Origin of the sequence: Flavobacterium aestivum (genome assembly GCF_026870175.2) — a bacterium.
In the GTDB taxonomy this organism is placed as follows: domain Bacteria; phylum Bacteroidota; class Bacteroidia; order Flavobacteriales; family Flavobacteriaceae; genus Flavobacterium; species Flavobacterium aestivum.
In genome coordinates this window covers 2,708,780-2,730,803 of the sequence record NZ_CP113977.2, presented here as the reverse complement: position 1 = coordinate 2,730,803, position 22,024 = coordinate 2,708,780, and the positions used below count along the sequence as shown (strand labels likewise).

Annotated in this window: 14 protein-coding genes and 1 pseudogene; 14 read left to right on the top strand and 1 reads right to left on the bottom strand. The window is 33.3% G+C overall.

Annotation, left to right across the window (positions count from 1 at the left end; all coding sequences use genetic code 11):
- The first annotated feature begins 98 nt into the window (after nucleotides 1–98).
- The 7 genes from OZP08_RS11840 to OZP08_RS11810 all read left to right on the top strand — a co-directional run bounded on the left by OZP08_RS11840 (nucleotide 99) and on the right by OZP08_RS11810 (nucleotide 13,862).
- Nucleotides 99–2,546, top strand: a complete 2,448-nt coding sequence (locus tag OZP08_RS11840; protein WP_281321919.1) for a hypothetical protein — start codon at nucleotides 99–101, stop codon at nucleotides 2,544–2,546.
- A 97-nt stretch (nucleotides 2,547–2,643) separates the two neighbouring features.
- On the top strand, nucleotides 2,644–8,619 hold the full coding sequence (locus tag OZP08_RS11835; protein ID WP_281321918.1) for a fibronectin type III domain-containing protein: 5,976 nt from the start codon (nucleotides 2,644–2,646) through the stop codon (nucleotides 8,617–8,619).
- Between the two features lie 60 nt (nucleotides 8,620–8,679).
- Entirely contained in the window at nucleotides 8,680–9,921 is a 1,242-nt protein-coding gene (locus tag OZP08_RS11830; protein ID WP_281321917.1) for an endonuclease V, read from the top strand.
- Nucleotides 9,922–9,924: 3 nt separating this feature from the next.
- Nucleotides 9,925–10,602: a deoxyribonuclease V gene (gene nfi, locus OZP08_RS11825; protein ID WP_281321916.1), complete on the top strand. Its 678-nt coding sequence runs from the start codon at nucleotides 9,925–9,927 to the stop codon at nucleotides 10,600–10,602.
- A 446-nt stretch (nucleotides 10,603–11,048) separates the two neighbouring features.
- Nucleotides 11,049–11,501: a DUF1440 domain-containing protein gene (locus OZP08_RS11820; RefSeq protein ID WP_281321915.1), complete on the top strand. Its 453-nt coding sequence runs from the start codon at nucleotides 11,049–11,051 to the stop codon at nucleotides 11,499–11,501.
- An 872-nt stretch (nucleotides 11,502–12,373) separates the two neighbouring features.
- On the top strand, nucleotides 12,374–12,568 hold the full coding sequence (locus OZP08_RS11815; RefSeq protein ID WP_268846290.1) for a hypothetical protein: 195 nt from the start codon (nucleotides 12,374–12,376) through the stop codon (nucleotides 12,566–12,568).
- A 511-nt stretch (nucleotides 12,569–13,079) separates the two neighbouring features.
- Nucleotides 13,080–13,862: a carbohydrate-binding family 9-like protein gene (locus OZP08_RS11810; protein ID WP_268846289.1), complete on the top strand. Its 783-nt coding sequence runs from the start codon at nucleotides 13,080–13,082 to the stop codon at nucleotides 13,860–13,862.
- Nucleotides 13,863–13,868: 6 nt separating this feature from the next.
- Here the strand turns inward: OZP08_RS11810 and OZP08_RS11805 are convergent, their stop codons facing one another.
- Entirely contained in the window at nucleotides 13,869–14,495 is a 627-nt protein-coding gene (locus OZP08_RS11805) for a peptidylprolyl isomerase (protein ID WP_281321914.1), read from the bottom strand.
- 275 nt (nucleotides 14,496–14,770) lie between these two features.
- On the opposite strand from OZP08_RS11805, the gene OZP08_RS11800 reads away from it, so the two are divergent.
- From OZP08_RS11800 to tpx, 7 genes and pseudogenes are all read left to right on the top strand, one after another.
- On the top strand, nucleotides 14,771–16,333 hold the full coding sequence (locus OZP08_RS11800) for a glycoside hydrolase family 10-like protein (protein WP_281321913.1): 1,563 nt from the start codon (nucleotides 14,771–14,773) through the stop codon (nucleotides 16,331–16,333).
- 56 nt (nucleotides 16,334–16,389) lie between these two features.
- On the top strand, nucleotides 16,390–17,949 hold the full coding sequence (locus OZP08_RS11795) for an MFS transporter (protein WP_432419638.1): 1,560 nt from the start codon (nucleotides 16,390–16,392) through the stop codon (nucleotides 17,947–17,949).
- An 85-nt stretch (nucleotides 17,950–18,034) separates the two neighbouring features.
- A pseudogene (locus OZP08_RS19735) lies at nucleotides 18,035–18,979 on the top strand (glycoside hydrolase family 3 protein); the annotation flags it as partial.
- Between the two features lie 777 nt (nucleotides 18,980–19,756).
- Nucleotides 19,757–20,395, top strand: coding sequence for a peroxiredoxin (locus OZP08_RS11785; RefSeq protein WP_268846284.1), 639 nt, complete (start codon nucleotides 19,757–19,759; stop codon nucleotides 20,393–20,395).
- Between the two features lie 98 nt (nucleotides 20,396–20,493).
- Nucleotides 20,494–20,802 (top strand): thioredoxin family protein, encoded by a 309-nt coding sequence (locus OZP08_RS11780; RefSeq protein WP_116760931.1) that lies wholly within the window; start codon nucleotides 20,494–20,496, stop codon nucleotides 20,800–20,802.
- 77 nt (nucleotides 20,803–20,879) lie between these two features.
- Nucleotides 20,880–21,137, top strand: a complete 258-nt coding sequence (locus OZP08_RS11775; protein ID WP_116760933.1) for a DUF6952 family protein — start codon at nucleotides 20,880–20,882, stop codon at nucleotides 21,135–21,137.
- A gap of 383 nt (nucleotides 21,138–21,520) precedes the next feature.
- Nucleotides 21,521–22,018, top strand: a complete 498-nt coding sequence (gene tpx / locus OZP08_RS11770) for a thiol peroxidase (RefSeq protein WP_268846283.1) — start codon at nucleotides 21,521–21,523, stop codon at nucleotides 22,016–22,018.
- Nucleotides 22,019–22,024 lie beyond the last annotated feature (6 nt).

Sequence of the window (22,024 nt, the reverse complement as noted above, 5' to 3'; positions counted from 1 at the left end):
AGATTATTGGATTTTTAGATTTTTACAAATAAACAAATAAGCCGTAAAAAGGGATCAAGAAAATACTGTTTTCACTCCCTTTTTATAGCAACATCAAAATGATTTTAAACAAAATACAAATTTTTATTTTACTGTTTTTTGCAACTACCCTTGGCTATTCACAAAGCTTCAATGTAGAGCAATTAACAAAGGCCAAACTGATTAACGTTTCGGGTGGTGCATCAGCAAATGCAATTATGTATTCTGGAAATGCAGTAAGGGAACCTTTTTCGTATTTTTTTAATGGTAACATCAATATTAACATAGCAGGATTGTACAACTTACCGTTTACCTTCTCCTACTCTACCCAAAAGTTTGGGTACACCAAGCCTGTTGCCATAAAAACGTTAAGCATTCATCCCTCCTATAAATGGATAACAACCCATATAGGTGACGTAAACATGACTTTTTCTCCCTATACTTTAAACGGGCATTTGTTTACAGGTTTTGGTGTAGATCTTACCCCACAGGGAAAATTCAAAGTCAGTGCCATGTATGGTCGTCTCTTAAAAAGTAATGAATATAATGCTGCCATCCCAGCTGTAATTCCTACTTACAAGCGCTATGGCTATGGTTTTAAAACTTCATATGCTTTCGATAAAATAAATCTGGGTCTCATCTTTTTTAAAGCCTCGGATGTAATGAATTCACTGTCTAATCCAGTGCCGTTTGAGTTAGGGCTTACGCCAAAAGAAAACGTAGCAATAAGTTTTGAAACTGGTTTTAAGTTATTCCAAAAACTGCAAGTCATGACCGAATATGCCAACAGTAGCATAACCGAAGATATTAGTTTAAATGGCACAGCCAAAGGAAAAGGAATTGGCTCATTATTTTTAAAATCAAACGAAACAACCACTTCACAAAATGCAATAAAAGCGCAATTGGTATATCCTGCAGGAAAAGGAACTCTGGGATTAGGCTACGAACGCATCGATCCCAACTACAGAACTTTGGGGAGTTACTATTTTAATAATGATTTAGAGAATATTACTGTAAATGCAACCCAACAAATTTTTAAAGACAAAGTATCGCTGGCTTTAAGTTTAGGGATGCAAAAAGACAATTTAGAGAAACAAAAAATGAGTCAGTCCAAAAGATTGGTTTCCTCTCTTACGGCTGATTATAGAGCCAATCAAAAATTAAATCTGAATTTCAATTATTCCAATTTTCAATCCTTTACCAACAGTCGCAATCAGTTTGATTACATCAATCAAGATCCAAGTTTAGTGTATGTTGATACATTAAACTTTAGACAAGTCAATCAAAACTTGGGATTAACGGCAAACTATCTCATCAAAAACGACAAACAGCTGAAGAAATCCATTAATGCTAATTTCTCAATGCAGGAATCAGCCAATCAGCAACAAGGACAAACAGTAGCTGGAGGGGCAACCACTTTCTACAACTCTGCCATTTCCTATATTCAGGGCTATCCCACAAAAGATTTAAACTTTATGGGATCGATCAATACTACCTACAGTCAAATGGAAACGGCAAACAGCATGATCCTTGGTCCCACACTGGGCGTGACCAAATTACTAATGGATAGAAAATTAAACACTTCCTTTTCTACCAGCTACAACAGCAGTTTTAGCAACGGTACTAAACAAAACGATATTTTCAATTTGCGCCTTACGGGTTCTTACTTGTATTTAGAAAAACACAATTTTAACATGAGTGTTATTTCGCTATTTGGCAAAACCACAACTACCAAAAACAATGACATCACTGCTACTCTAACATATGCTTATTCATTTGATAAAATAAAACTAAGAGTAACTCCTAAAGAAACTAAAAAAGAAGAAAAACAACAAGAAGGCAACATTCTCAAAATAAATTTCAAAGATTATAAACTAGAGGGAACAAGAGAGCAAATTACTCAACAATTACAGGATTTGCAATTGCGCCCTTTGCCTCTTGCCGAGACCACCCAACTGGAACACTTACAAACACTAGCTACCTTGACCCCAGATGAAGCCAGTTTCAAGGACAAAGTGATTGATTATTTAGAAGAACACCAAACAGCTGCCGAAGTGGTAAAAAAATACAATGAGCTAGTTGTTCAAGCTATTCAAAAAATAGCGCAAGAAATCAGCAGTAAAGACGAAAGTTTTGAAAAAGCATATACCACAGCCATTAGCCGTGTGAATTCTCATAAACTACACGGTAAAAACGCTAGCGAGGTAACCGATAAAATTAGTTATAATTCCTATCTAAAATTGGTTGAAAGAAGCGAGAAAGCCAAACAGAAACTACAGGCGCACCGCTTTATGCAAACCGAATTTTCTAAACTCTCAAAAGCAGATGCCAAAGGATTAGAACAAAATGAAAATCTGCTTCATTACAACCAAAAAGAAATCGAAGAAGTCTATAAAATGATAACCGATAAAAAACCAGATGCTGATATCATCTCACAACTGGAACAAAATATAATACCATTTTATCACGAACTAGCCGTTGCAAATGGTATCAATGAAGAAGTGGAGTTGAAATACATTCAGAAGTAAGAAGTATAAAGTATGAAGTCGAAAGCTCTAAGCCTATTGCCTATTACCCATTGCCTATTACCAATAATAATCTAAGAAGTCAAAATACAATTACCTAATGTTAAAAAAAATTACTCATCAGTCCTCTTTTGCCTTTTGGTTCATGGCTCTTGCCTTTTGCCTTTTGCCTTATTTGGCTCAAGCCCAAACCTATCCTGTAACCATAAGCACACAACTCACACAACCCTCACCTATTTATCTGAGTAATTATGCCAATACAGCGAGCATCAATAGCCCCATAAAAGTGCAATTGATCCTCAATGACTTGACCATAATGAACAGGCAAGTACGATTGAAGTGCTATTTTCAGGGAGCAGTGTCTTTTGTAACCAATGATTTTGTAGTGGGTGAAGCACCTATCTATCTTGAAGGAGGAATCCCTACGCAGTTAACCAATGCAGAACTAGGACCGTATTTTGAATACCAAAACATAAAAGGGATTAATCCCAACCAATATGGACAACCTTTACCCGAGGGAATTTACACTATATCATTTGAAGTGTATGATTTTGCCACCAACAAAAAACTGTCCAAGAAATCAAGTGTTACCACAGTTATTTTCCAGAACGAACCACCGTTCCTAAACCTTCCTGTAAACCAAGCAGGGATTGTGGAGCAAAACATCCAGAACATCGTCTTTAGCTGGACACCGCGAAGCATTAATGTGAGCAATGTAGAATACGAATTCTCACTAGTCGAAATTTGGAACAGTAATATACCTATTCAAAATGCCTTTACCTACTCACCTCCACTATATACCACCACAACCCGAAATACAACAGTACAATACAGTATTGCCGAGCCCCAACTAATCCCAGGCAAAACATATGCATGGCGCGTAAAAGCCAAAGCCTTATTGGGAGCCGAAGAAATTGGTGTTTTTAAAAACAATGGTTACAGCGAAACCTACTCTTTTAAATACCTCTCTTTCTGTAAACCACCCATGGCCATTACCGCCACCGATGTAAGTCAAGAACAAGCCAAAGTGACTTGGAGTGGTGCTGTAGACAATTATGACTACCAAGTAAATTATAGAGAAAAAAATGCTGATTCTAAGTGGTACAAACTCGTAACACCTAGAGAATATGTACTCATAAGCAACCTAAAACCCAAAACTACCTACGAATATACCGTAGGAGCTGCCTGCGATCCGGGCGAATACACCCACGGCAATATTCAGGAATTTACCACTCTGGCACAAGACGAAATTGCCTTTACGGGTTGTGGCATCAAGCCAGATCCAGCTGCACTGTCCAATCAAACACCACTACCCGCTTTATTCCCTAATGATGTGGTTACGGCAGGCGATTTCCCTATTGTAGTACTGAAATCTACAGGAAGCAACGGGACTTTCTCAGGCGAAGGTTATGTGACCTTACCATTTTTGGAAAAGTTTAGAACGCTAATTGACGCCGCTGCTGCTTTAGCAGGCAGTAATGAAAATGGAGACTCTAATGTTAATATTGGCAAATACACCCGCATCCGGATTACCTTCAATAACATAGGGGTAAATACTGATTTCAAATTGATTTCGGGGGAGATTGTGGCTAGTTATGACCCAAAATGGGGAAGTATGGTTGATGTGGATAAAGCTGTCAACGATCTATTGGGAGATACTGGTACAGTTATTCCTATTCAAGTACAATTTGAAATCAAAAGTGTTGTAAAAAATACTGACGGCACCCTTACCATAACAGGTACAAATGGCGTTATCGTTACCCAACCAAAAACCGATAATGACGTAATAATCACTGATAGAAATGGCAAGCAATATGCAGTTTCTCCCAATGCACCAGTTGGTAATATAGAATCAACAGGAAAAGCAGCTCCTGGCAGTGTACCTACTCCACAAAACACCAACGGTATGGGATCTGGTGGTACTATTAAGCAAATTTCATCTCCAGATGTTAGCATAACCTTTGCTGCTGGAACAGGTTTCTATAGCTTGGATGAAAATCCAAACCAAGATCCTAAACTAAAGGCTAACTCCAAACTTAACAGTACATACGATGTTATTCCTAAAAAAGATGGGAATAACTATTATGTACATTACAAAGCCATATCCGATGCACCAAAGGCTGAAGATTATGTCACAGCAAAAGCGACATTCAGCAACGGAAAAACAGCTGCCGATATCGTATTTAAAACCGAAAACGGAACCGAAATCCCATCTACTTGGTCTGGCAATGTGGCCACGCTTGCGCTAAAGCGTACCTTAGATTTTGCCAAAGAATCGATACTTGCAACCGTAAAACCTCCTGTACAAAAAGACAGTATAAAACTAACTGCTAAATATGATATAGCTGGAAAGCTGAATTTATGGCATCTAACCAACAAAAAAATAAACATAACCTTGGTCGGACTGAATGGAGGTCAAACACCAACACAAAGCCAGGCACAAGAATATCTTAATAGTGTATATGGCAAAGCAGGAATACAATTTGAGGTTACTACCACAACAGTTGATATAGCAGACAGTTGGGGCGCTAGCATAGAAACAGGTGACAGCGATTTGCTTAACACTTATACTGATGGACAACAAACCATAACTAACGAATTCCAAGCTCAATTAGGAGCCAATTACAAAGCCGACACTTATTATGTCTTTTTTACTAAAGTTCCATCTAGCAAAGCAGATATATTAGGCTTCATGCCTCTCAAACGTCAGTTTGGTTTTGTTTTTTCTCAGTCAGAGGATAAAAAACTTCGCACACTAGCCCACGAGCTTGGACATGGTATTTTTGGATTACAACATCCATTCACAAATTACAACTCTACAGTAGCCACTGATTTATTAATGGATTATGGAACAGGAACTGTATTAAGCCACAATGATTGGGAAATAATGCATGCTCCAGGTTTGCAGTTGTATCAATTTACGCAAGGAAGCAGCGCAGGGGAATTAGCTGGTGGATACGGTTTAACTCCTGATTTCAAATTTATTACCGCAGGAAAAAGCAATATAGTTTCTACAAAAGTAGGATTGGTTTCTGAGGGACATTTATCAGGATTCTTAGATTCAAACAAGGTAAAATATATTTGGAATAAAGATAAAAATGCATACACCGTTAATGGAGATTTCTCAGGTGAAATTTACACAATAAAAACAGTAAGTAAACTAAATGGAGACGATACCGTTTGGCTTATCTATAATTATTCTGAAAATTGTAAAGAGGTCAAATATATACACACTAAATATACAGAAATATCAAAAATTCTTATTTTCAGTGATCAAGTAAAAAATCAGGAAGCACTCGAAAAATATATAAAATCAATCGATTTAATAAATCAAGAAAAAAACCAAAAAATTTATTCAGCTCATTTAGGTTGTGGAGAATCTGGAAACGGAACGGGAAATACTAAAGGATTATACGTTAAAAATTTAATTAAAGGAGAAGTCAAAAAAGAAGTCTTGGATAAGTTGGAAGCTTTAATGTCTGGCAATTCTAAAAATTGGATAACTGGAGAAGCTCATCAAATAAAAGGTCGCATACTTTTAACTTCGGAGTCAGAAAAACCAGACAGAGTCATTTATAAGGATAATAGTTTCTATGTCGATAATGTAAAAGAGGAAATTAAAGCTGATGAAATTGTATTCTGGATGGAATACAATTCAGAGGGCAAAATCAAAGTAAAACAGATTATTTCAGGAAGTAGCTTCGATGAATCAATGTCAGTTGCCTTAAAATCATGGGGATCTCAATTAGACTGGAAACAAAAAACATTATTTGAAAAAATAACAGCTGTTGGGTATGAGTCTGTAGATGGCTACTTTACAGCTTACTATGATCTTTTTGATTTCTTAAGTAAGAATATAGACAAGGCAAAAATACCTGTCGAAGTATACGATTGTACATCAGAAAAGTATAAACCAGTCTATGCCGAGGTATTTAGTTATATTAATTTATTGTCAGCTATTCAGAATCAATTACTTGTAAAAGTATCCGCGTCTTATCCTCAATTCAAAGAATTAAAAGGGACACCTAGTCAAATTCAATTTGCATTATTTTGCGGAATATATAATGGCCTAGTTGATGTTGTTAAATCGGTTCCCGATCTAGCAAAACTTTTGGTTTCTTCTTTTAGTGGAAAAGGAAGAAATAATAATAGTGAATTTATTGCATCTATTTCGGATAAGAAAATATTTAGCGAGCAAGCAGACGGCTCTAAAAAACTTTTATTTGATGTCGGTTTAACATTCCCTAAAATATGGTACTTATTATCAGAGACTATAGGTGATCAATTTTCAACTTCTGAGCCTTGTAAAACAGCTGAATTTGTAGGTTCAGTTATTGGTCCAGTTATAGTAATGTGTTTTGGAGACGAAGTTGCGGGTGAAGGAATTGCTAGCAAAATTTTTAGTTCAACATTAAAAGCAATTAACCTTTGCGGGAAAATAACAGATCCTTTCCATTACTTAGGTTTATCATACAATTTCATAAAACCGTTAACAGGTAAGCTTGCCGTTATTGGAGAAAATGCGGCTGGTGATGTTATAAGGCAAATAAAAGACAACCTCTTCAGAGTAAAATTAATTTCTGAAGGAAAAGAAATGATAACGGATATGACTGGCGAAGAATTACAAACTTTGGCAGCAAAATCTGCAAAAGGAGAAATCACCGATTTAGTAATAGATGGTTCTAAAAAAGCTGTTCGTATTCTTTCTAATACAACACCTGTTATGAAAGACTTTGTCTATCAAACTAAAAAACTAGCTGCCAGTGCAACTTTGCTTTTAAGTATGGCTAGTACCGATGTAGCGGCGGCTACCTTAAAGCAAGGCACAAACACAATAGAGTATGTTATTAATGCAACTAGTGAGATTGTACTTACTGATGCAGTAAAAACTATTATACCAAAAATAGAAAACGCTGCAAAAGTTGAATTGGAAAATGCAATAACATCTAGTATAAAAACAACAGCCAATGCAGCGGCTAAAGATGGTAAAATTGTATTTTTAGCCGGAATTGATAAGGGTTACGATGCACTTGCATTTAAAATTGGTGATGTTTTAAAATTCCAAATAATAAAACAACCAATTAATGCTACTGATAGGGCCATTGTTTACGATTACGACACTGCAAAACATGAAAATGAGGATAAGTGTCCGTTCTGTCCAGATACCTATAAGTTAAATTCTGACCTGTGTAATAAATTAACACTATTAGGAAAAAACACAAGTAATAAGAAAGCTGTTGAAAAATTATGTCAAAGAGGAATATCATTAGCGGTTTTAAATAAAGTATTAGGTTATAAGACTGCTGAACAAACAACATTTGTTGATGATTTTTCTGAAATTTCTACTATAGGCATGGAAATAATGAATAAAGATCTTAACTTAGTTACTTATTGGAAAGAGAATGGAGATCATTACAAGACAAGAAAATATCATGATGGCAAGCATACAAATTGGGCTGATAATGTAGCCGCTCTAAGAGCTTCTGACAAACGCCTTGTAGATGTTGTTGATCATAAAATTGACTCTCTCATTCAAGATAGAAATACAGTTAATACAAAACTGAAAGCCAGCCTAAAGGTTATTCCTGGAACTTTTGATGCTGCAATTATGGGAGCTGGTTATTCTAACGGCGGAGAAGTTTATGTTACATATAATAGAGAAAAATATATTGGAGATCAAGATTTTAAATTTGATGATGTATCTTATAATAGCTTTATCGCCAAAGAAGATCCTTATTTCCAAAACAAAATAAAGTATCTAGATTTTATTCGTTTAGATTTATACAGTGGCAAAGGCAGTATTTATAAAAAACTTTATGGTGGATCTGTTGAAGAAACGAAGCTAAACGCCGCAAACAGACCTGGTATTCACTCTGAAGTTCTAATTTTAAATGAAATAATTAAAGGCAAGAATATAAAATCTGTAGATGATATTAAAAATTTAAATATAAAAATAATTGTAAAACAGAGATTGAAAGCTAAACCATTAAGTGAAGATACAAATTATAATCATATGTGTACGTGTCCAAATTGTTTCTACTTAACTGAAGGTGTCGACTTTATTCTAAATAAATAATTAAAGAATAAATAAAATATTTCAAAAGTAAAGTAGTTTTATAGATAATCAGATTATAATATGTCCAATAACAAACCTTTTACCGAAATTAAAGAAAATATTACTGATAAAGAATATACCAGAGAAGTTATAATAAATCGTAGATTGCATAGTCTAGTATTTAATAAAAGTGAAGATTCTTTCTCAATTATTGTTTACCTTTTTGGCGAGAGCAGGTATGGTTTTCAAATATATAAGGATAGTTTGAATAGCTCACAATTTGAAATTTATAATGCTTACGACCTAGATACATTAGATTTAATCATGGATTATAAAATTATACATGAAACAGGAAAAAGGCGGCATTATCAAGGATATGATTTTACTCGTGAAGATTTAGATTATGATAAAAAAATAAAAGACAGCTTTGAGGTTCTAAAGATTTATGAAGATAACAGAGAAACCTTTTATGATTCAGGTTTATTTGTACACTCTTATTCGTATTCGAATAATCCTTTTAATCTAACTCGGGAATTAAACGAAGCACGAATAGGAAAAGCTCTTTATGGTTATCTAGTTCAGGAAAGCATGAAAGAAACATTAGGTCATACTGTTCCTGACGATTTTATGGAAAAGTATGTTCTTCAAAATGAGCTCGCTGAAAAGATTATTGACGAGGATCAGATTCAGTATCCAATAAAATATATTGCCGGCGTTAGTGTGGCATACAACGATATAGATCAAAAAATAGCTTCAGCTATAGTAGTAATGGATATTGAAACACAAGAAATTGTTGATCAGGCATTTTCTGAGTCGGAAGATATTACATTACATGTTCCTGATTTATTTGCTTATAATGAAATCACTTCAGTTATAAAAGCCTTCGAAAAACTAAACGTAAAACCCCAATTAGTTTTTTGTGATGGACATGGTATCGAACATCCTAAAAATGTTGGACTAGCAACACATTTAGGAATTGAATTAAATATTCCGACAATTGGGTGTCCACGAAAAAGATTAGTCGGTTATTATGACAAAGAAACTTTCGGAAATTCTAGAGCGGATGTACAAGATTTAGTATATGATGACAAAATAGTTGGTAAAGCGTTGCGAACTCAAGAAAATAGTAATCCTGTTTTTGTCTCTATTGGGCATAAAATATCTTTAAAAACAGCTATTGAATGGGTTTTACAAACTACTGCAAGCACACGTATTCCTGTTGTTGTTTTAGAAGCTATAAAAATAACCGAAAAATTAATGCCAGAACGAATAAGATATGATTTCCTCGATGATGAGGTAAATAAATATGGAATTATAATATAAAAAATGACAAACGAAATATTTAACGAAGAACAAGAATTTGAGCAATTCTACGACTTGCAAAAAAACCTGAGCAAGAAAGTAATAAAAGAAGATCAATTAACCGTACCTGTAAAACATATCGCCGGAGTAGATGTTGCATACAATGACGCTTCAGATAAAATGATCGGAGCGATAGTTGTTTTGGATGCAATTACTTTTGAAGTTGTAGAAGAGGCCTATCATGAAATGGAAATTACTTTCCCTTATGTACCCGGATTATTCTCTTTCAGGGAAATTCCTCCATTAATTGAAGCTTATAAAAAACTCACAATAAAACCAGATCTGATAGTTTGTGATGCACAAGGAATTGCTCATCCTAAAGGAATTGGTATGGCCACTCACTTAGGGATAGAATTAGATATTCCAACAATAGGTTGCGCAAAAAAAAGATTAATTGGTAGTTACGATAAAAGTCTTTTAGGTTTAGAAAGAGGAGATACACAAGAATTAATCTATAATGATCTTTTGGTTGGTAAAGCATTAAGAACTCAAAATAATACAAATCCAATGTTTATATCAATTGGTCATAAAATTTCTCTTGAAACTGCTATTCAGTGGGTCCTTAAATTAACTCCTGATTACAGACTTCCCGAAACTACGAGACAAGCCGATCACTTGGTAAATTTGCTTTTAAAAAAATAACACTCAGTTCTGCGAAGTGTTTATCTCTACAAGCTACCCCGCTCCCCGAAGTGTTCCTTATAAAAAGCTGCGCAAATGTCTCTGACTTTGCACCTCAGCTCATCGAAGGATACAATAGTTCTTGATTAAGCTACAAAGTGTAGTTGCTCCGCAAAGTCGGTAGACTTTGCGGAGCAGAAGTAGCTGGAATAATAAAAATTTCATACTTTTATCTTTATAAGACAGAGAAAAAGACACATTTAATACATTACAAAACAATCACATAACATTTATATATCTCAATTTTGAGTTTCTAACTTTTGGTAGATTTACAATATATAAATGGATCAGTTTTTCTTTTTCATGGTCAAAGACAAACGTAGCAAGTAAAAACTATTTTTCAGAAAGTAACCAAATCATGAAATTACAATACTAATTTTCAACACCTAACCTAAACAATAATCAATATGAAATCAAAAATCAAAACTATTTTTTTGGCGGGTCTTGTTGCTGGTTTACTAGACGGCACAGCAGCAGTTGTCTTTCTTGGAAAAATGAATTATTCAGCAGTGTTCAAATTTGTTGCCAGTGGCTTATTTGGTAAAAGTGCATTTGCTGGTGGCAATGAAATGATAATATATGGAATTATCATTCATTTACTAATTGCCATGACTTTTGCTTTTTTGTATTATTTCAGTTTTTCTAAAATTAGTTTTTTTTCAAAAAATAAGATTATTGGCGGCTTACTTTTTGGTTTATTAGTTTGGATGATTATGAATCTATTAGTTTTACCATTTACAAACATTTCGCATTCACCAATCATTCTAATTAGTGCCATAAAAAATATATTAATTTTAATGATTTGTGTAGGGTTACCTATTTCATTAATTATGCAAAAACAGTATGCAATAAATGAATAATCAAAATAAAAAAATTAACAATATTTAATTTCGTACCCTCGCAGCATAAAGCGTAACTACTCCGCAAAGTCTCTCGACTTTGCGTTTTTTTTTTAAGTTTTCAGAAACTGTAAATAAGATAAAAGTCCCCAACTTTTCCATGAATGCCATCAGATAGAAAAAGTAGACAATTCTATTGTTGACATTTTGAATCCCAATTCTTTTACCTAATACAATTTGTATTCATTATGTCGCTTTTTTATAGTTCAGCTCCTTGTAAATCATTCATAAGAGTTTTTTTACTTATCTAGCAATCTAGGATATTACTGTTGAACTTCCATCAAAGCTAACATTTTCTATCATACTAAATTTTTACTGTTTAATCTGAAAAAAATCGGATATATCTTCACAAAAACATATTTTAAATAAAATATACTTCAATCCTATATTTTAAAAATTAAAATCTAAAACCTAAAAACTGGATATTTATAAAAAGTTCAAAATCAACAAACAAAGGTAATATCCTACTAAACAATGTAAATATAATCTCAAAAAATAACTATTTATATACATATTTTTGAGAAAAATAATTCATCATTGTTATAGTCCAAAAACTAGAATCTAATACTACAAAATTAATATTTGATAATTGTAGTGTACAAATTATTTTATAAAAGCAAAATATTACTCTAGTTCTAAATTATAGTATTTGTATCTTTTAAAATAGAATTCGAAGCTTGTCAATTACTAATTTTAACAAACTACATTTCAATTAAAAAGCATTTTTTTTAATTAATTATTTTGTTAAGATTCATAAAATATTCTTGCAAGGATAGTCATAAACCTCAAATGACTTTAAATAATTGAGGTACTAACCACTTAAAAACAAAAAAATGTTAAAAAGAATTTTAAATTTAGAAGGTACTCAAAAATTGAGTAAAAAAGAACAAAAAAACATTACTGGAGCAGGTGCGCCTGGTGCACCAACTTGTGATCCTCCTGGAAGCCCTATTGTACGTATACCAATAAAATGTCCTGCAAATAACATATATGGATTCGTATGGACTTGCGAGGCTTTTTGCCAATAAAATAGTAGCTAAAAATATTGTTATTTACATTTTGCAACTTGTTATTTAAGGATTCAAATTACTTAAACATGTAAAAACATTATATAACTAGCTCCATTAGAGATCAATATTTAACAGCTTATAAATCTTTGCATTATAAACAAGAAATTTTCTTTAAATATGATAAATTCAACAATCTTAAGAAGCCTCAATTATTGTTAAATTTTCTGTTTATTTTCAAAAAAGTAAAATTAAATATTGATCTCTATTTCCATTGAATATACAAATAAACTACACTATTAGTAAGCTTAGAATACAGCTCTATTGATTACTGTATTCTTAGATAGTAGCATACTACAACGCTGAATATTTCTTTTTCCTAATGCCTTAATTAATTTTTAACGATATAAATAAGCTTCCTTCCATACTGAATATCTCAGTCGGAATAAAAATCAAATCTCATTTCATATTTTGAATTTGAACCATAAAATGCAGTTTTTGATTTTTTACAATTATTATTGTAGATTTGAAAATGACGAAGCAAATAACACTAGTAATGCTTTCAATTGTAATTCATGGAGTTGCGCAAGGTGTCAGTAGCAATTCAGAATTGAATTCAAGAGCCATTTTATCTAAAAAAGAACAACTAAAATCCGGAAGAGAAATGAAGACAGTTACTGTACAAAAAATAGAAAAAAACAACGTTTCTGCCAATCAAATTGCTACATTATTTGACACTAATAAAATTCCTTTTCAAACTATAGCTTCTCTTAACTGGGATGAATATCCGTATCAACCAGAAGTAACTTTTAGAATTGCGCATGATGCCACTTCTATTTTCTTAAATTATCATGTAAAAGAAAAAAGCATTCGAGCTCGTTACTCCAAAGACAATAGCATGGTTTGGGCTGATTCTTGCGTAGAATTTTTTATTCTTCCTCCGGGACAAAATGAATATTACAATATAGAATCGAATTGTATTGGCACTTTATTTTTCGGAATTGGAGAGGATGGCAGCTATAGAGAGCCTGCCCCAGCCGAATTTTCAAATCAAATTCAGCGTTGGTCCAGTCTAGGCAATCAGTCTTTTGAAGAACGCATTGGTGATGTCGAATGGGAACTTTCCCTTATTATTCCCATGAATGCATTTTTTAAAGGAGATATCGAAAAACTATCAGGACAGGTCATGAAAGGTAACTTCTACAAATGTGGTGATGAACTTATCAGTCCACATTTTTTATCTTGGAATCCAATAAATACTGAAAAACCTAACTTCCATTTACCTGAGTTCTTTGGTTCCTTAGTATTTGAATAAAATCAATTATTCATTTTTCAATATATAAACTTTACGTATAACGTCTAATTTAGGGAACACTTTTAAAAATTGCTTTCTATTGGAAGCTAGCGAATCATACTTATCCATAGTTTCATTACCGTAACCTGAATAAAAACTCTCAACAACTTCCATCCCTTTAGTAACTGTTCCAAAAGCTGGAAAACCAGTTACTTTTTCATAATTGATGGTATCTAATCGTGTATTATTTTCCAGATTAATAAAAAGATCAAAATTACGACTGTCTTTTACACTTCTGGCAAAACTTAAATTACCTTTTAGATTACTCTTAAGAACCTTTTCGTCAGGCACTTTATATTCTTTCCAAGGGTTTGTTTTTAGGGTATCAGTAATTCCAAATTGAGCTACAAATTTTGGTACCATTCTATAAACCAGAACTGAATCTAAAAGATGATGATTAACTAACTGATAATAACGATCAACTGCATAAGGTGAGGCTTTCCTTTCTATTACAATTTCAAAATCCCCTTTGGAAGTTTCAAAACGGGTAACAAAATTTTCTGGCGCTTTTTCAAGAGTCCATTTCGATTTAAAAACTGCTTTAGTACATGAAGTAGCTATAAATACAAACAAAACAATGGATATATTTCTCATTTTATTGGTGTTATGCAAAAATATTGATTCCTTCAAAGATAGTATTAGCAACTTAAATTAACCAAATAATACAATCAAAATAGCTTAAAACCATTGCAAATCTTCACAATCAATTCAACTCATATGCTGCTGAATTATGGCAAATAAAAATTATTTTTGATTTACTTTTTTTCAATCACTATTGATTAACAGTTTTAGACCGAATTTTATTAGCAATAAATTTAATAAACTTCACTAAAAAAACTACTTTTGGTTTCTTTATAAAATGATTGAAAATGAATTCAAAGAAGTCCTTTGCACTCCACATTATAGCACTCCACATTATAGCACTCTTATTATCAACTATCATTGGCTATGCCCAAAAAAGAGAGATGCATCCCAAGAACGAATTTAGAGCAGTTTGGATTGCAACTGTGGTTAATATAGACTGGCCAAAAAACAGTTTGGATTCTGTTGAAAAACAAAAATCTGACTTTATCCAAACTTTAGATACTTACAAAAATTTAAATTACAATGCAGTAATTGTTCAGATACGTTCAGTTGGTGATGCTTTTTATCCATCAACATTAGCACCTTGGTCCCGTTATTTAACAGGAGTAGAAGGACAAGCTCCTAGACCTTATTACGACACATTACAATGGATGATTGCCGAAGCTCATGCCCGTGGTTTTGAATTTCATGCTTGGCTTAACCCCTATCGTGCTACTTTCGACTTAAAAACGGAGCTTTTGAGTCGCAGTCATGATTTTTACAAACATCCCGAATGGATGATTGAGTATGGTGGAAAATATTATTACAATCCCGCTTTACCTGAGGTACAACAACACTTAACTGCAGTGATCGAAGAAGTAGTCAAAAACTACGATATTGATGCCATCCACTTTGATGATTATTTTTATCCCTACAAAATAAAAGGCATAGAATTTAACGATAGCGTTTCCTATAAAAAACTGGGTAACGGATTGAGCTTAGCCGATTGGAGACGCCTAAATGTGGCTAATTTTGTAAAAAGTATTTCATTTACCATCAAAAATCTAAAGCCTTGGGTACAATTTGGTATAAGCCCATTTGGGGTTTGGCGCAACAAATCAGTAGATCCAAAAGGGTCAGACACGCAATCTGGACAAACCAATTATGATGATTTATTTGCCGATCCTATGGACTGGATGAACAACAACTGGATTGATTATATTGTACCACAATTGTATTGGAGTATCGATCACAAAACCGCTTCTTATGCTAAATTAATGAAATGGTGGTCTGAGAATATCCCAAACAATACCGCTCTTTACATAGGAAACAGCACATACAAAATCAAAGCCGATTCTGATAAAAAATGGAATAATATTTATGAAATTCCCAACCAAATTGACCTAACTCGCAGTTACGAAAATGTACAGGGAAATGGCTTTTTTAGTGCCAAGTGTTTTATAAATAAAAACCTTGATGTTGTAAAAGTGCTAAAAGAAAATGAGTATAAATATCCAGCACTTCCCTTACCAGTTCCTCACTTCAAAAAGGAAATTACAGACAGCCTTGCAATTAGTAGTATCACGAAAGACTCAGTAAACTATTACATTTCATTCCAGAAACCAATTACAAAAGTGCGTTATATAGTAGTATACGGAGCAAAAGATGTCTCTAAAATAGACATCAACGACGCCAGTCAAATTTTAGAAAAAATTGCAGTTCTGGATGAAAACAAGGATTTTAACATTCAAGTACCCTGCTATAAGTTAATAGGAAACACTGCTTTTGCCTTTACTTTTGTTGATTATTATGCCAATGAAAGTCCAGAAACAATAATCGATTTAAAGGTAGAAACACAAACCAATTAAAAAATCTCAATTCAACAACTAGAAAACATTTTATCCAATCAATAAAAAAGCCCCATATAATGAAAGATAACAAACCTTGGTATTGGATTCCTTTTTTAAATTTTGCTTCGGGTTTTCCGTATGCCATAATTATTTCAGTTTCGGTGATTATGTATAAAAATCTGGGTATTGCCAATGAAGACATTGGAGTATATACCAGTTTATTGTATTTGCCATGGGTAATCAAACCGCTTTGGAGTCCATTTATAGATTTGTATGCAACCAAAAGAAAATGGTTTCTCGCCATGCAATTAGTGATTGCGATTGCCTTTTTGGTTGTAGGATTGACCCTCTCCATGAATCATTTTTTTATGTTGAGTTTAGCACTGTTTTGGGTAGCAGCATTTGCCTCGGCCTCCAATGATGTGGCAAGTGATGGTTTTTATATGTTGGCTCTAGCCAAAGAACAACAGTCTTTTTTCTTAGGTATTCGAAGTACTTTCTATCGACTTTCAATGCTTACCGCAAATGGATTAATAGTAATTCTAGGAGGATTTCTCGAACAAAAATTTGGAGATAAAACCAAAGCCTGGTCGTACACTATGATTTTCGTGGCTTTGATTATGATTTTCCTAACGATTTACAACTTTTTCACTACTCCAAAAGTAGAAGAAATCAATGAGACAAAAACAGAATCAAAAACTAGTTTTGGTGAAGTGTTTGCCACTTTTTTTCAGAAAAAACAAATCGGAATCATACTCGCTTTTATTTTACTTTTCAGATTAGGTGAATCACAATTATTAAAAATGCTTACTCCTTTTCTAATCGACCCAAAAGGATACGAAATGGTAGAAACCCCTAATAATGAACTACAATTAAGTGCATTAAATATCTTTAACTCAAAAGTTAAAAAAGGAATCAAACTAACTGATTCCGAAATGGATTCATTGTATTCTTATTTACCCATTACCGCTGTAATGCAAAATAAAAATACTCCTTTAGAAACAAAACCAACGAAGACAGATGATATTGATAAATTTAATACCGATATCATGCCCAATAGAATAACACTAATTGATAAACTAATAAAATCAAATGGTAATTTCAGTGTAATAAAGAAAGATGGTATGGGATTAACTACTGAAGATGTAGGAATCATTTATGGAACATTTGGAGTTACAGCATTAGTTATTGGTGGAATTCTGGGCGGTATAGCCATCTCAAGAAGAGGCTTGCGTAAATGGATGTTACCTATGTTTTTGGCTATGCACCTACCTATTTTAGGGTTTGTAATGTTAGCACATTTTCATCCAACATCAATCTATTATGTTTACGCAACAGTTATTGCCGAACAATTTGGATATGGATTCGGTTTTGCAGCTTTTATGATGTATCTGATTTATGTTGCCGAAGGCGAATCAAAAACTGCCCACTACTCGCTTGCTACCGGTTTTATGGCGCTTGGTATGATGCTTCCTGGTATGGCCAGCGGTTTTATACAAGAATATTTAGGATATGGCAATTTCTTTATATGGGTGTTTTGCGCCACAATTCCAGGATTGATTTTGTCACAATTATTAAAATATCCAGCTGATTTTGGTAAGAAAACAGAAGAAAACATACCTACAACTAAATAATATAAAATAAAGATTGAACGAATTTTATTAATCATTTTTAAATAAAATTCTATTCGTAAAATTCGTGTTCAAAAATATTTTCAAAATGACACTAGAACAAAAAATAGGGCAATTCTTTTTTCCGGCCGTTTTCATTAACGACACAGAAGAAAACATCCAAAAAACGGAACAATTAATCAGAGAACACAACATAGGTGGATTAACTTTTTTTCATAGTAGAGCCAGTGCGGCGACCAACTATGAGTCTAAGAAAAAAGTTGAAGTAATCGAAGACAGCTATCAACGTTTAAAAGAACTTATTGTTCGCTACCAAAAATGTAGCACCACTCCTCTTTTGATGAGTATAGATGCAGAATGGGGTTTGGCCATGCGTGTCGAGAAAACACCGCAATATCCATATGCAATTACTCTTGGCGCTTTGCCAGACAGCGAAATTGACTTGGTTTATGAAGTGGGAAAACAAATTGCATTAGACTTAAAATCGGCAGGAATTCATTATAATTTGGCTCCTTTGGCCGATATAAACATCAATCCTAATAATCCCGTAATAGGATATCGATCTTTTGGTTCAAATAAAGAAAAAGTAGCACATTTTGCATTAGAGTACCTCCGAGGAATGTCTGAAGTTGGAATTTTAGGCTGCCTGAAACACTTCCCTGGACACGGAAACACCAATGTCGATTCACATTTAGGATTACCAATTTTAACCGAGAATTTAGAACAATTATTAGAAAATGAATTGGTTCCGTTTATCAAAGGAATCGAAAATCAAGTCGATTCAATTATGATTGGGCATTTAGCCGTTCCTGCTTTAAATAACGGAAAAAATACCTCGGCAACTTTATCAAAAAATATAATCGAATCCCTTCTGCGTGAGCAATTGGGTTATGATGGTTTAGTGATATCTGATGCTTTAAATATGCATAGCGTCTCAAAATTATATGATACCAAAGGTCAACTAGAATGGGAAGCCTTTAATGCTGGAAACGATGTTCTTTGTTTTTCCGAAAACGTAGCTGAAGGGATTCAGGAGATCTTAAAAAATGCCAGTCCGGAACGTATCGATACAAGTTACAATCGCATTATGAAATGCAAACAAAAAGTAGGCCTTTTTGATGCAACCCCAGCTTCTAAAACTGCTTTTGACTTTAAAATCACTTCTGACTTAAATCGAAAAATAGCCAAAAATTGCATAACCGAAATAAAAAACAAACAGAATTCATTAACTCTTTTTGATGCCAAGAACAGGGAACGCATGGCAAAATTGAGTATTTACAAAACGATTGACAATCCGTTTTTTAATGCCTTGAGCTCACATCTGCCATCACCTGAATATGCAATTGAAGATGCCAGTGATTTAATAAATACAACTATCAAGGAAGACCTTCTTTCATTTGATACCTTACTTATATCTTTATATGTTCCAAAAGCAAAACCGCTAAATAAATTTGATTTAGAAGATACCGTTTTAGAATATTTAGGCCATTTATTTCAAACCAAAAAATGTGTGATCTATGTTTTTGGAAATCCATATGCTTTACAAGTAATTCCGAATTTAGAAGAAACAGTAGGAATTATTGAAATGTATCAAGATTTTACTGAATTTCAAGAAGTTGCAGCAGAACAATTAGTAGAAAACAAAAAACCAAAAGGAACATTACCAATCACATTATCACTATCATAAACAAAAAAAATAATTATATATGATAGTTCAATAAATATTAATAATCAAAATTTATTTAAAGCATCTTTTTATATCCCTTATATTTGCACCATTAAAAAAATTAAATAACTAAAATTAATAAATATGTCATTAGTAGGTAAAAAATTCCCAAGTATTGCAGTAGACGCTATCTCAGAAATGGGAGACAATTTGAAAATCAATATTTTTGAGGAAGCTACAAAAAACAACAAAAAAGTACTTTTGTTTTGGTACCCAAAAGATTTCACTTTTGTATGTCCAACTGAATTACACGCTTTCCAAGCTGCTTTGCCAGAATTCGAAAAAAGAAATACAATCGTAATTGGAGCATCTTGTGATACTAACGAAGTACACTTTGCTTGGTTAAACACTCCAAAAAACAATGGTGGAATAGAAGGTGTAACTTACCCAATTCTTGCAGATACCAACAGAAACTTAGCAAACATTTTAGGAATTCTTGATATCGATTCAACTGAGTATTGCGAAGAAACAGATTCAGTAATCATCGAAGGATCAAACGTACCTTACAGAGCTACTTACTTAATCGACGAGACTGGAAAAATCTTCCACGAAAGCGTAAACGATATGCCATTAGGACGTAACGTAAGTGAGTATTTACGTATGGTTGATGCTTATACACACATCCAAGTAAAAGGTGAAGTTTGTCCTGCAAACTGGGAAGCTGGAAAAGAAGCAATGACAGCTGACAGAAAAAGTACTGCAGAATACTTAAGCCTTAACTAATTTAAAAAAGACGCTAAGCTACTAAGTCGCTAAGATTCTGAGTTTTTAAACTTAGTAACTTAGAGACTTAGAATCTTAGTAACTTAAAATAAAAATCTATGTTAATCGAATTAAACGAAGATACGTTAGGTGCTTTAATAGCACAAAACGAAAAAGTAGTAGTTCAATTTTCAGCCTCTTGGTGTGGAAATTGCAGAATTATGAAACCAAAATTCAAAAAATTGGCTTCAGAAAACGACGGAATTTCTTTTGTTTTAGTTGACGCTGAGAATTCTCCGGAATCGAGAAAATTAGCCAATGTAAGCAACCTGCCTACATTTGCCACTTTCGTAAACGGAAAATTGGTTAACGAAACCCAAACCAACAAACAAGAAGTTTTAATCGAATTGGTAAACGAAATTGTTTAAAAAATTATTTGGACTTTTAGATTGCTAGATCTCTTAAATCTGTTATCTAAAATTCCAAAAAATCAAAACTCTAAAAAATGAAGTTACCCGTAATAAAACACTTGACTCAGTTCATCGAAGAAAACGATCAGGACTACATCATAGAAACTATTGAAGTTCTGGAAGCCATGACCGAAATAGCCTCGCTGAAAGATGAAGAATTAGATGTCATTGGTGAATTAATTTCAAATATGTACGGCGCACTCGAAGTACATAAACTGATAAAAGAAGGAACCGACAAAAAAGAAGCCTTAAACACTTTTATGAAAAGAGTTTTAGGATCTATCGATAAATAAAACCCCAACTCCTAAACATACCAAAAAATGCATTCTGAAATAGAGTGCATTTTTTTTATCCCAAAGAGACAATTGGGGCGAGCCACCATCCCGATAAAAAGGGTAACTCTCTTTGTAGTGACACCCCTTTTTATCGGGATGCTGTCGGGCTATACGCGCTACAAGGTAGCTAGCTCCTATCCCTCTCGCGGAAAACAAAAAGTAAAATGTGAAATGTGAAATGTGAAGAGTGAAAAGTGAAAAGAAAAACTCAGAAACTTTAAACTTCAATCTTTTAATCTTTTAATCTTAGAAACTTAGAACCTTAGTAACTCAAAAAAACAATTTTTTTTAGTTTCAAATATTAATCCTTACTTTTGAGCCTCAATAAAAAAACAAAAAATATGGCTGTAGTAACATTAGGTGGCAATCCAATAAACACATCAGGTGAATTACCAAAAGTAGGTTCAAAACTAGTTGATTTTAAATTAGTTCAAAACGATTTATCAGTAGCATCTTTAAGCAACTTTACAGGTAAAAAATTAGTTTTAAATATTTTCCCAAGTATAGATACAGGAACTTGTGCAAAATCAGTTAGAACATTCAATGAAACCGCAAGCAATTTGGCAAACACAACTGTATTGTGTATTTCTAGGGATTTACCTTTCGCTCAAAAACGCTTTTGTGGTGCTGAGGGAATAGAAAACGTTATAAACTTATCTGATTTTCAAGATGGTAATTTTGGAAAAAACAATGGTTTAGATATCGTTGATGGTCCATTAGCAGGATTACATTCAAGAGTTATCATTGTAGCAGATGAAAACGGAACAATTACTCACACGGAACAAGTAGGCGAAATTGCAGACGAACCTAATTACGAAGCAGCTTTAGCCGCACTTTAATAATCT

Bases quoted from the DNA above. Each gene is read 5' to 3' on its own strand.
- OZP08_RS11835 (WP_281321918.1), top strand. From the start codon at position 2,644: ATGTTAAAAAAAATTACTCATCAGTCCTCTTTTGCCTTTTGGTTCATG.
- OZP08_RS11780 (WP_116760931.1), top strand. From the start codon at position 20,494: ATGTTAATCGAATTAAACGAAGATACGTTAGGTGCTTTAATAGCACAA.
- OZP08_RS11775 (WP_116760933.1), top strand. From the start codon at position 20,880: ATGAAGTTACCCGTAATAAAACACTTGACTCAGTTCATCGAAGAAAAC.
- OZP08_RS11800 (WP_281321913.1), top strand. From the start codon at position 14,771: ATGAATTCAAAGAAGTCCTTTGCACTCCACATTATAGCACTCCACATT.
- OZP08_RS11840 (WP_281321919.1), top strand. From the start codon at position 99: ATGATTTTAAACAAAATACAAATTTTTATTTTACTGTTTTTTGCAACT.
- OZP08_RS11820 (WP_281321915.1), top strand. From the start codon at position 11,049: ATGAAATCAAAAATCAAAACTATTTTTTTGGCGGGTCTTGTTGCTGGT.
- OZP08_RS11830 (WP_281321917.1), top strand. From the start codon at position 8,680: ATGTCCAATAACAAACCTTTTACCGAAATTAAAGAAAATATTACTGAT.
- nfi (WP_281321916.1), top strand. From the start codon at position 9,925: ATGACAAACGAAATATTTAACGAAGAACAAGAATTTGAGCAATTCTAC.
- OZP08_RS11785 (WP_268846284.1), top strand. From the start codon at position 19,757: ATGTCATTAGTAGGTAAAAAATTCCCAAGTATTGCAGTAGACGCTATC.
- OZP08_RS11815 (WP_268846290.1), top strand. From the start codon at position 12,374: ATGTTAAAAAGAATTTTAAATTTAGAAGGTACTCAAAAATTGAGTAAA.
- OZP08_RS11805 (WP_281321914.1), bottom strand. From the start codon at position 14,495: ATGAGAAATATATCCATTGTTTTGTTTGTATTTATAGCTACTTCATGT.
- tpx (WP_268846283.1), top strand. From the start codon at position 21,521: ATGGCTGTAGTAACATTAGGTGGCAATCCAATAAACACATCAGGTGAA.
- OZP08_RS11810 (WP_268846289.1), top strand. From the start codon at position 13,080: ATGACGAAGCAAATAACACTAGTAATGCTTTCAATTGTAATTCATGGA.